This is a genomic window from Microbispora amethystogenes (genome assembly GCF_016863015.1).
Classification (GTDB): domain Bacteria; phylum Actinomycetota; class Actinomycetes; order Streptosporangiales; family Streptosporangiaceae; genus Microbispora; species Microbispora amethystogenes.
Window position 1 is genome coordinate 71,981 of record NZ_BOOB01000024.1, and the last position, 11,272, is coordinate 83,252.

General features: G+C 72.5%; 6 protein-coding genes. 5 read left to right on the top strand and 1 reads right to left on the bottom strand.

Annotated features, from left to right (window positions below; translation table 11 throughout):
- Positions 1-3 precede the first annotated feature (3 nt).
- The 4 genes from Mam01_RS17305 to narI are packed head-to-tail and all read left to right on the top strand — an operon-like array spanning position 4 to position 6,659.
- Positions 4-3,648 carry a nitrate reductase subunit alpha gene (locus Mam01_RS17305; protein ID WP_204286349.1) on the top strand — a complete coding sequence of 1,215 codons (3,645 nt, stop codon included), beginning with the start codon at positions 4-6 and terminating at the stop codon, positions 3,646-3,648.
- A 1-nt stretch (position 3,649) separates the two neighbouring features.
- A complete protein-coding gene (gene narH / locus Mam01_RS17310) occupies positions 3,650-5,302 on the top strand; it encodes a nitrate reductase subunit beta (RefSeq protein WP_204286350.1) in 1,653 nt (550 codons plus the stop codon).
- Positions 5,299-5,928, top strand: coding sequence for a nitrate reductase molybdenum cofactor assembly chaperone (narJ, locus tag Mam01_RS17315; protein ID WP_239101386.1), 630 nt, complete (start codon positions 5,299-5,301; stop codon positions 5,926-5,928). Before narH ends, narJ begins: the two co-directional genes overlap by 4 nt.
- Positions 5,925-6,659 (top strand): respiratory nitrate reductase subunit gamma, encoded by a 735-nt coding sequence (gene narI / locus Mam01_RS17320; protein WP_204286351.1) that lies wholly within the window; start codon positions 5,925-5,927, stop codon positions 6,657-6,659. The genes narJ and narI overlap by 4 nt, the downstream gene beginning before the upstream one ends.
- A 3-nt stretch (positions 6,660-6,662) precedes the next feature.
- Here narI and Mam01_RS17325 read toward each other — a convergent pair whose 3' ends face one another.
- Entirely contained in the window at positions 6,663-9,584 is a 2,922-nt protein-coding gene (locus Mam01_RS17325) for a helix-turn-helix transcriptional regulator (RefSeq protein WP_204286352.1), read from the bottom strand.
- Between the two features lie 724 nt (positions 9,585-10,308).
- Here Mam01_RS17325 and Mam01_RS17330 point away from each other — a divergent pair.
- Positions 10,309-11,256: a helix-turn-helix domain-containing protein gene (locus tag Mam01_RS17330; RefSeq protein ID WP_204286353.1), complete on the top strand. Its 948-nt coding sequence runs from the start codon at positions 10,309-10,311 to the stop codon at positions 11,254-11,256.
- The last annotated feature ends 16 nt before the right edge of the window (positions 11,257-11,272 follow it).

Sequence of the window (11,272 nt, forward strand, 5' to 3'; positions counted from 1 at the left end):
TCGATGTCGAGGATCGACGGGCCGTTCGACGACGCCCTGATCGGGCTCGGACGGCACCTGCGCCGCGGCGAGGTGTCGGCGGACCTGCGCACGCTCCACCAGATCGGCGGACGCCAGGGCGACGTGTTCTACCGGGACCGGTGGAGCCACGACAAGGTGGTGCGCTCCACCCACGGGGTGAACTGCACCGGGTCGTGCTCCTGGAAGGTGTACGTCAAGGACGGCATCATCACCTGGGAGGCCCAGCAGACCGACTACCCCAGCGTGGGCGACGACCGGCCCGAGTACGAGCCGCGCGGCTGCCCGCGCGGGGCCGCGTTCTCCTGGTACACCTACTCGCCGACCCGGGTGCGCTACCCGTACGCCCGGGGCGTGCTGGTGGAGATGTACCGCGAGGCGAAGGCCCGGCTGGGCGACCCGGTCGCCGCCTGGGCCGAGATCACGACCGACCCGGTCAAGCGGCGCCGCTACCAGGAGGTCCGGGGCAGGGGCGGGCTCGTCCGCGTCTCCTGGGACGAGGCCACCGAGATCGTCGCCGCCGCGCACGTGCACACGATCAAGGCGTACGGGCCCGACCGGATCGCGGGGTTCTCGCCGATCCCGGCGATGTCGATGGTCTCCCACGCCGTCGGCGCGCGGTTCGTCTCGCTGCTCGGCGGCACGATGCTGTCGTTCTACGACTGGTACGCCGACCTGCCGGTGGCCTCGCCCCAGGTCTTCGGCGACCAGACCGACGTGCCGGAGTCGGCGGACTGGTGGGACGCCTCCTACCTGATGCTGTGGGGTTCCAACGTGCCGGTCACCCGCACCCCGGACGCCCACTACATGGCCGAGGCGCGGTACCGGGGGCAGAAGGTCGTCGTCATGGCCCCCGACTACAACGACGCGGCCAAGTTCGCCGACGAGTGGCTCTCGCCGCACCCCGGCACCGACGGCGCCCTCGCCATGGCCATGGGCCAGGTGATCCTCCGGGAGTTCTTCGTCGAGCGGGAGACGCCCCGCTTCGCCGACTACGTCAAGCGCTACACCGACCTGCCCTTCCTCGTGCGGCTGCGCGAGCACGACGGGGCGTACGTGCCGGACAAGTTCCTCACCTCCGCCGACCTGGGCGGGCAGGGCGAGGAGGCGGCGTTCAAGACCGTGCTGCTCGACTCCCGCGACGGTGAGCCGGTGGTGCCGGGCGGCTCGCTCGGCTTCCGGTTCTCGGCCGAGGGGGAGGGGCGCTGGAACCTCGACCTCGGCGAGGTGGACCCGGCCCTCACCCTGCTCGGCCAGGGGGAGGCGGTGCCGGTGACGCTGCCGCGGTTCGACGATCCCGGCGAGGCGGTGATGCGGCGCGGCGTGCCCGCCCGCCGCGTCGGCGGCCACCTGGTGACGACGGTCTTCGACCTGACGCTGGCGCAGTACGGCGTGGCCCGCGACGGGCTGCCGGGGGAGTGGCCGGCCGGCTACGACGACCCGGCGCAGCCGTACACCCCCGCCTGGCAGGAGGCGATCACGTCGGTGCCCGCGGCGGCGGCCGCGCGGATCGCGCGGGAGTTCGCCCGCAACGCCGAGGAGTCCGGTGGCCGATCCATGATCATCCTGGGTGCGGGGACCAATCACTGGTTCCACTCCGACACGATGTACCGGGCGTTTCTCGCGCTGGTCACGCTCACCGGCTGCCAGGGCGTCAACGGCGGCGGCTGGGCGCACTACGTCGGGCAGGAGAAGTGCCGTCCGGTCACCGGCTGGGCCCAGATGGCCTTCGGACTCGACTGGGTCCGCCCGCCCCGGCAGATGATCGGCACCGCGTACTGGTATCTCAACACCGGCCAGTGGCGCTACGACGAGCACACCCCCGACGCGGTCGCCTCGCCGCTCGGCCACGGCCTGTTCGCCGGTCGCACCGGCGCCGACCTGCTCGCCCAGTCGGCCCGGCTGGGCTGGATGCCGTCCTATCCCACTTTCGCCCGCAACCCGCTCGACCTGGCCGACGAGGCCGAGCGGGCGGGCGGGGACGCGGGCCCGTACGTCGCGGAGGAGGTGCGCGCGGGCCGGCTGCGCTTCGCCTGCGAGGACCCCGACGCGCCGGAGAACTGGCCGCGGGTGCTGACGGTGTGGCGGGCCAACCTGCTCGGCTCCTCGGCCAAGGGCAACGAGTACTTCCTGCGGCACCTGCTCGGCGCCTCCGACGCGGTCCGGGCGGAGGAGAACGCCCCGGACCGGCGGCCGGTGGACGTGACCTGGCGGGACGAGGCCCCCCGGGGCAAGCTCGACCTGCTGCTGTCGCTCGACTTCCGGATGACCTCGACCACGTTGTTCTCCGACATCGTGCTCCCGGCGGCCACCTGGTACGAGAAGCACGACCTGTCGTCCACCGACATGCACCCGTTCGTACACGCCTTCACCCCGGCGATCGACCCGCCGTGGCAGACGCGTACCGACTTCGCCGCCTTCCATGCCGTCGCGCGGGCGTTCAGCGCGCTGGCGCGCGACCACCTCGGCGTACGCCGGGACGTGGTCGCCGTGCCGCTGCTGCACGACACGCCGGACGAGCTGGCCAGCCCGCACGGACGGGTACGCGACTGGCGGCGGACCGGTGAGGCGCCGGTGCCGGGCCGCACGTTCCCCAGGATCGTGGTGGTGGAGCGGGACTACGGGGCGATCGCCGAGAAGCTGGCCGCGCTCGGCCCGCTGGCCGAGCGCCTGGGCGCCACGACCAAGGGCGTCACCTTCGACGTCGCGGCCGAGGTCGAACGGCTGGGCAGGGTGATCGGGACCGTGCGCGGGGGAGCGGCCGACGGGCGGCCGTCCCTGGCGACCGACCTCGCGATGTGCGAGACGATCCTCGCGCTGTCGGGCACGACCAACGGCCGGCTGGCGGCGCAGGGGTTCGAGAACCTGGCCCGCCGCACCGGCACCGACCTCGGCGGGCTGGCCGACGAGCACCGCCGGATCACTTTCGCGGACACCCAGGCCCGGCCGGTGCCCGTGATCACCTCGCCGGAGTGGTCGGGCAGCGAGACCGGAGGGCGGCGCTACTCCGCCTTCACGATCAACGTCGAGCACCGCAAGCCCTGGCACACCCTGACCGGCCGCCAGCACTTCTACCTCGACCACGACTGGATGCAGGAGGCCGGCGAGGTGCTGCCCGTCTACCGGCCGCCGCTCAACACCGCCGCCCTCGCCGCGGGACCGGGCGGCGAGGACGGCATCGTGGTGCGGTACCTCACCCTGCACTCCAAGTGGTCGATCCATTCGGAGTACCAGGACAACCTGCTGATGCTGACGCTGTCGCGAGGCGGCCCGACGATCTGGATGAGCCCGGCCGACGCGGCGCGGGTCGGCATCCGCGACAACGACTGGGTGGAGGCCGTCAACCGCAACGGCGTCGTGGTCGCGCGGGCCGTGGTCTCCCACCGCATGCCCGCCGGGACCGTGTACATGTACCACGCCCAGGAGCGCGTGGTGGACGTGCCCAGGAGCGAGGCCTCCGGCAGGCGCGGCGGCATCCACAACAGCCTGACCCGCCTGCTGATCAAACCCACCCACCTGATCGGCGGGTACGCCCAGCTCAGCTTCGCCTTCAACTATCTCGGGCCGACGGGCCACCAGCGCGACGAGGTCACCGTGATCCGCCGCCGCGCCCAGGAGGTGGACTACTGACATGAGAGTCATGGCCCAGCTCGCGATGGTGATGAACCTCGACAAGTGCATCGGCTGCCACACCTGCTCGGTCACCTGCAAACAGGCGTGGACCAACCGGGCCGGCACCGAGTACGTCTGGTTCAACAACGTCGAGACCCGGCCCGGACAGGGCTACCCCCGCACGTACCAGGACCAGGACAAGTGGAAGGGCGGCTGGGAGCTCAACCGGCGCGGGCGGCTCCGGCTCAGGGCCGGCGGACGGCTCAAGAAGCTGCTGACCATCTTCGCCAACCCGCTCATGCCCTCCATCGGCGACTACTACGAACCCTGGACCTACGACTACGACCGGCTGTTCTCCGCGCCGGTCACCGAGGACACCCCCGTCGCCCGTCCCCGCTCACTCATCACCGGCGAACCGACGAAGATCAAGTGGAGCGCCAACTGGGACGACGACCTCGCCGGCGCGCCCGAGCTGGCCCCCGCCGACCCCGTGCTGCGCAAGCTGTCCGACCAGGTGAAGCTCGAGTTCGAGCAGGCCTTCATGTTCTACCTGCCGCGCATCTGCGAGCACTGCCTCAACCCGTCGTGCGTGGCCTCCTGCCCCTCCGGGGCCATGTACAAGCGCTCCGAGGACGGCATCGTGCTGGTCGACCAGGACCGCTGCCGCGGCTGGCGGATGTGCGTCACCGGCTGCCCGTACAAGAAGGTGTACTTCAACCACCGCACCGGCAAGGCCGAGAAGTGCACGTTCTGCTATCCGAGGGTCGAGGTCGGCATCCCCACCGTCTGCTCGGAGACCTGCGTCGGACGGCTCCGCTACATCGGGCTCGTCCTCTACGACGCCGACCGCGTCGCCGAGGCCGCCTCCACGCCGGACGAGAAGGCGCTGTACGAGGCGCAGAAGAGCGTCATGCTCGATCCCCGCGACCCCGAGGTGATCGCCGCGGCCAGGGCCTCCGGTATCCCCGAGGACTGGCTGGAGGCGGCCGCGAACTCCCCGATCCACAAGCTGATCTTCGACTACGGCGTGGCGCTGCCGCTGCATCCCGAGTACCGGACCATGCCGATGGTCTGGTACATCCCGCCCCTGTCGCCCATGGTCGACGTGCTGCGCGAGACCGGCCACGACGGCGAGCGGGCGGGCAACCTGTTCGGCGCCATCGACGCGCTGCGCATCCCCGTCGGCTATCTGGCCGAGCTGTTCTCCGCGGGCGACCCGGAGCCCGTACGCGCGGTGCTGCGCCGCCTGGCCGCGATGCGGTCGTACATGCGGGGGATCAACCTCGCCGGGGAACGCGACGAGTCGATTCCCGCCGCCGTGGGGCTCAAGGGCGACCAGATCGAGGAGATGTACCGCCTGCTGGCCATCGCCCCCTACGGCGAGCGGTACGTCATCCCCAAGGCGCACGCCGAAGAGGGCGCCCGGCTGGAGGAGCTCGCCACCGGCTGCAGCCTCGACTACGACGGCGGTCCCGGCATGGGCGGGCCGTTCGGCGAGGCGTCCGGCCCGCCCGCCCCGGTGGCCGTGGAGAACTTCCACGCCCTGCGGGAACGGCAGGTCGCCGACGACCTGGACCGTGCGGACGAGTTGCGCGGCCGGGTCAACCTGCTCAACTGGGACGGCAAGGGCACCCCCGACGGGCTGTTCCCCAAGCGGAAGGACAAGTCGTGACCGATCGCACGGCGCACGCGAGGGTGCACATGGCGGCCTCGGTGTTGCTGTCCTATCCCGACGAGCGGCTCGCCGAGGCGCTGCCGCTGCTGAACGCGGTGGTGGCCGAGCTGGGGCCGGGTGAGCCGGCCCGGCGGCTGGCCGCCTTCCTCGGCCACGTGGCCACCACCCCGCCGGCCGACCTCGCCGAGCACTACGTGGCGACCTTCGATCTCAAGCGCCGCTGCTGTCCTTATCTGACCTACTACACCTACGGCGACACCCGGCGGCGCGGGATGGCCCTGCTGCGCTTCCAGCAGGCGTACCGGGCCGCGGGGTTCGACGTCACCGGAGAGCTGCCCGACCACCTGGGCGTGGTGTGCGAGCTGTCCGGCCGCGGCGCCACCGAGCAGGCCGTGCGGCTGCTGCGCGAACATCGCGCGGGCATCGAGACCCTTCTGCGCGCACTGCGCGAGGAGGGGTCGCCGTACGCCGAGGTCGTGGCGGCGGTGCTGGCGACGCTGCCCCCGCCCACCGAGCGGGAGCGCCAGGCCGCGCTGAGGCTGGCCGAGGAGGGCCCGCCGGCCGAGGAGGTCGGCCTGGACCCCTACGGCCCCAACGCCCCATCCCTGGGAGGACGACGGTGAACGCCCTCGACGTGACGCTGTGGGCGGTCGCCCCCTACGTGGCGCTGACGATCTTCGTTCTCGGCCACGTCTGGCGCTACCGCTATGACAAGTTCGGCTGGACGACGCGCTCCTCCCAGATGTACGAGTCCCGGCTGCTGCGGATCGGCAGCCCGCTGTTCCACTTCGGCATCCTGGTCGTGCTCCTCGGCCACGTCGGCGGCCTGGTGATCCCCAAGAGCTGGACCGAGGCCGTGGGCGTCGGCGAGCACGCCTACCATCTCGCCGCGGTCGTGCTCGGCACGGTCGCCGGCCTCTGCACCGTCGCGGGCCTGGCCATCCTGATCTACCGCCGCCGCACGGTCGGCCCGGTCTTCACCGCCACCACCCGCAACGACAAGCTGATGTACGCCCTGCTCGCCCTGACGATCGCGCTCGGACTGGCCGCCACGGTCGTCGCCAACGTCATCGGCGGCGGCTACGACTACCGCACCACCATCTCTCCTTGGTTCCGGTCGGTCTTCTACCTCCAGCCGAAGGGGGACTGGATGGCGGGCGCGCCGATCCTGTTCAGGCTGCACGCGCTCAGCGCGATGGTCCTGTTCGCCGTCTGGCCGTTCACCCGGCTGGTGCACATGCTCACCGCGCCCGTCGGATATCTGACCCGCCCGTACATCGTGTACCGCAGCCGGGACGACCGAGCGGGCTCCCGCCCGCCCCGCCGGGGCTGGGAGCCCGCAGGCCGCCCCTGACCGTCAGTGCGAGGTCGTGGGCGTCGCGTAGAGGGTGCGCGCGACGCCGACACGGTTGGACACGCCGAGTTTGGCGAAGATCCGCGACAGGTGCATCTCCACGGTCTTCTGCGTCACGTAGAGCCGGTCGGCGATCTCCCGGTTCTTCAGCCCTTCACTGACCAGCCGGGCGATCTGCCGTTCGCGTGCGGTGAGGGAGGCGGCGGCCGGCCGCTCGGCGACGGTCGGGCCAGCGGCGCTTCGCGAGCCGGCGGCGGGCAGATCAGAGGCGCTTCGCGGTCTGGCGGCACCCGGCGGTTCGGCGGCTGATTCGATCACCGGCACGGTCAGGTCGGCGGTCATGCCGGCCATCAGGTCGGCGGCCGTGCCTGTGCCCGTACCTGTGCCCATACCTGTGCCCGTGGCCGTGGCCGCGAGCGTGCCCGATTCCGTGCCCGTGGCCGAGCTCTGCGCCCGGGCGATGGCCGGGTCTGCGGGGGACGTCCGGATCACGGCCTTCCACCAAGTGGGCTCCGGCTGTGCGGCCTCCCATTGTGCGGCCTCCGGCTGTACGGCGTCCGACCACACGTCCGCCGCGGGCCGGGTCAGGCCGTTCGCCTCGATCGGGGTCCCGCCGCCATCGGGGCCGCCCGCGGCCGGTCTCGCCTCCGCGACCATCCCGGCGGCGAGGGCCCAGGGCCAGCCCTGGACCACGGGCGTGCCGTACTCGGCCAGGTGGCGTCGCAGGGCGTCGCGGTCGCCCATGCGGGCCGTGACCAGGCAGCGCGCAGCGAGCACGGAGGAGCGGAGCGCGGCGCTGCCGGACAACCAGGCCGCGCGAACGGCCTCGTCGGCGCTGTCTTTCGCCGCCGTGAGCAGTCCGGCGGCACACAGCGCCGCGACGCGTGCGACCAGCGCGTGGCTCACGACCGCCTGCCGGCCGGCCGACCTGCCGGCGGCCACGGCACGATCGAGATGCCGTATCGCGTCGTGCGGGCGTTCGAGGACGAGCGCGGCCCACCCGATCCAGAGCGGCGCGTCCGGACGGGCCGTTAGTTCCTCGTCGGGGAGCGCGTCGAGGACCGCGGCGGCTCGGGGGAGATCGTCGAGTGTCCCCGCGGACGGCGTGCCGGCGAGGACCGCCGAAACGGCGAGCATCCCGCGTGCCGCGCAGCCCAGCAGGCGCAGGCCGAGCCGATCGGCGATGCGGACGGCCTGCGTGGCGTTGGCGTGCGCCGCGCCGGGGGACCCGCTCGACACTTCGAGCCACGCCCGTTCGAACGACAGGGCCGCGCGATCGGCCTCGTCCCGGGTGTGCGCCAGCTCGGTGCGCACCAGGGCGCGCGCCTCGCCGGACCGCCCCAGGTCGTGCAGAAGGCGGGCATGGTCGGCGGCCACGACGGCGCGCCGGCCGCCCGCGCCGTGCGGGATCAGCCGCAGGGCCTCGGCCAGGGCGTCGCCGGCCTGCCGCAACTGGCCCGCCGCCTCGCAGGCTCTGCCGAGCGCCAGCAGCAGGCCGGTGCGAACGCCTGCCTGCCCGTTCTCGCCGGGCCGCTGGTTCCCGTCGGCCTGTGCGTTTGTGCCGGCCTGTGCGTTCTCGCCGTCCGGCCCGTTCCCGTCGTACGGCAGCAGTTCGAGGGCCGCCCGCCGCCACTGGGCCGCCTGCCGCGGCCGCGCGGCCTCGACCTCGTCGGCGGCCGCGGCGAGGAGCGCGACCGCGGCGTGATCGCCCGGCGTGGCGACCCGCGTGAGATGCGGCGCCGTCTCGACGGCGGACACCCGGCCGCCGGCCGGCGACTGGGCGGCCCGCGCGTGGGCGCCGAGCCGCCAGCCGGGGCTCACGTTGTGGTAGACGGCACGCCGGACCAGTGAGTGCCGGAACCCGAACCGCCCGGTCCCCGCCACGAGGCGGATGAGGTCGTGGGAGGTGATCTCGTCGATCGCCGAATAGGCGTCCTGCTCGCCGACCTCCGCGATCACGGCCACCGACGGCACGGTGATCGGATCGCCGAGCACCGCGCACGCGGCGACGACCAGCCTTCCCAAGGGCGAGAGGCGGGCGACCTCGGCGGCCAGCGCCGAGGCGAACCACGGCGGCACCGGGGCGATGTCGGCCTCGTCGATGCCGGGCGGCCCCTGCTCCAGCACGTCCGCCAGGGCACGGAGGTAGCCGGGATTGCCCTCGCTCGCCCGATACAGCTCCCCGCGCGCCCGCGCGGGGAGGTCCTCACCGAGCAGAACCCCGGCGTGACGTTCGGCCAGGGGTTCCAGGCGCAGCCGGGCGACCTCCCGCGCCGTGTCGGCGGCGGCGCGCAGCCGCGGGGACACCTGCCGGTGCCGATGTGCGAAGGCCAGGAGCACCGGGGCGCGGGGCGGAGTGCACATCAGCCGGCACACCACGTCGACGGTGCCCGCGTCGGCCTGGTGCAGGTCGTCGAGGACGAGGGCGACCGGCCGGGACGAGGCGAGGTCCTCCAGCAGCAGGCGAACGGCGTGTCCCACGCGGTAGGGCGCCGCGACGTCGGGCGGCGGCGGCGCGGAGGCGTCCGCCGCCAGCGAGGGAAAGACGGCCGCCAGCGTGTCCCGCTGCGCCGCCGGCAGCCGGTGCAGCCCTTCGCCCCCGGCGACGGAGAGCCGGCCGTCCAGCGCGTCGACGATCGCGCCGAACGCCAGGTCGCCGTCCACCGGCTGCGGCCGGCCGGTGAACACCGCGATTTCCGCCTCGCGCGCGACGCGGACCACCTCGGCGAGCAACGCGGTCTTGCCCGTTCCGGGGTCTCCGCTGATTTCGAGGAAAGCCGGGCGGCCCTGCGACAGGCCCTGGACCGCGGCCTCGATCTCCAGGCGTTGCGACTCCCGTCCGATAAGCGGGCTGACCGGCCGGTGCGGCGCCGGGGCCGCGATGGCCGGCCTGCCGTCAAAGGCCGGATGGCGCCGCGGCGGCACACTAAAATCCTTCACCCTATGGCCTCGCACTTTTGTCGGCGCCTGATCGGAATGCGCGTCAATAGATATCCGGGATTGGATCAGAACAGCATGCGATATGTGGATGCATATCGTGGGAGCGCTCCCACGATTTTCGCAAGCTCGTCGCTCTCTGTCAGCGGCTCCCGCCTGGCAGCACGTGTCCTGGCAGCATGTTGTCAGGTGGCACCCGGCGCCGAAATGCTGGGCGCTTCCACCATCGGAGCCTGCGGACCAGGGCGCCGACCGAGGTGGACTCGGGCGCGCCGAGCCGGGTGGATCCGGTGTCAATCCCCGGGAATCGAATTACGGGCGGAAGAAATCCGGGTCGAACCGTCGTCACCACTTTCCGAAATGGCGCCGCTTCACCGGCGTTCCCCACGCTGCGTGAGCGTACGACGACTTCCCGTCGGAGGCCGGGCGCCATGCCGCCGCGCGGACCGGTTGCCAAACCAGATGGCAACGGACGCCGCCGGGACGGGTTGGCGGACCGGCTTTAATATGACGATGCCTGGCAGGCCGCCGGGGAGTGCTGGGCCGCATAACTGCCAAGTGACGCGGTACGGCGATATGCGGTGTACGAGGTAGGTGGCATGTGAATTCGCAGGCTTGCCGCAACAGTGTGCTGCAGGGTTTCGGTCTGGATAATGCCAGCGAGTCGGTTTACCTGACGATTCTGGCGGATCCCGACAGCACGGTCGCCGATTTGACACTTCGGCTGGGCCTGGGCGAGGGCGCCGTCCGGGCCGCGCTGGACCGTCTGCGACGGCTCTCGCTGCTCCGGCCGTCCCGGGAGGACCCGGGCGTGTTGTGCCCGGTGAGCCCGGGGATCGCCCTGGAAGCCCTCATCAAGCACCAAGAGGCCGAGCTGGTCCGCCGGCAGAACCAGATCGCGGAGAGCCGGGCGGCGATCGCCGTGCTGGAGGCAGAGTACGCGATCACGCGTCACGCGTCCGGAGACGTCCTCGAACGCCTCGCGGACATCGACGCGATCCGTGAGCGGCTGGTGCAGCTCGCCCGCGACGCCCGCTACGAGTTCCTGTCCCTGATGCCGGTCGGCACGCCGTCCGCCGAGAGCACGGCGAGCCGGATGCTGGACGAGCAGATGCTGGAGCGCGGGGTGACCGTACGCGCCCTCTTCCTCGACACCATCGACCGGGATCCGGTCACGTCGGGCCATGCCCGCCGGCTCACGTGGCTGGGCGGCCGGGTGCGCACCCTTCCGGTGCTGCCGATCCGCATGATCATCGTGGACCGCGAGGTGGCGATGGTCCCGGTCGATCCCGAGCACGTCGCGCTGGGCGCGGTGCTGGTCCGCGGCGAGGGCATGGTCATGGCGATGCGCACGCTGTTCGACCTGATGTGGGAACGCGGCCGGGACTTCGGCGCGTCCCGCACTCGCGACCGCGACGGCCTCACCGACCAGGAGCGCGAGTTGCTGAGGTTCCTGTGCGAGGGGCACACCGACGAGGCGGTCGCCCGCAAGCTCGGCATCTCCACCAGGACCTGCCGCCGGATCACCGCCGACCTGATGAACCGCCTGGGCGCCCGCAGCCGGTTCCAGGCCGGGGCGCGGGCGGCGGAACGCGGCTGGTTCCGCTATCCCGCGCCCGAGCCCGGGCCCGACATCTGGGCGGACGCCCCGACCTCCTGAGGACCGTCCGCCCGGC

Excerpts from the sequence above, each read along its gene's own strand:
- Mam01_RS17305 (WP_204286349.1), top strand. The coding sequence starts at position 4 with ATGTCGAGGATCGACGGGCCGTTCGACGACGCCCTGATCGGGCTCGGA.
- narH (WP_204286350.1), top strand. The coding sequence starts at position 3,650 with ATGAGAGTCATGGCCCAGCTCGCGATGGTGATGAACCTCGACAAGTGC.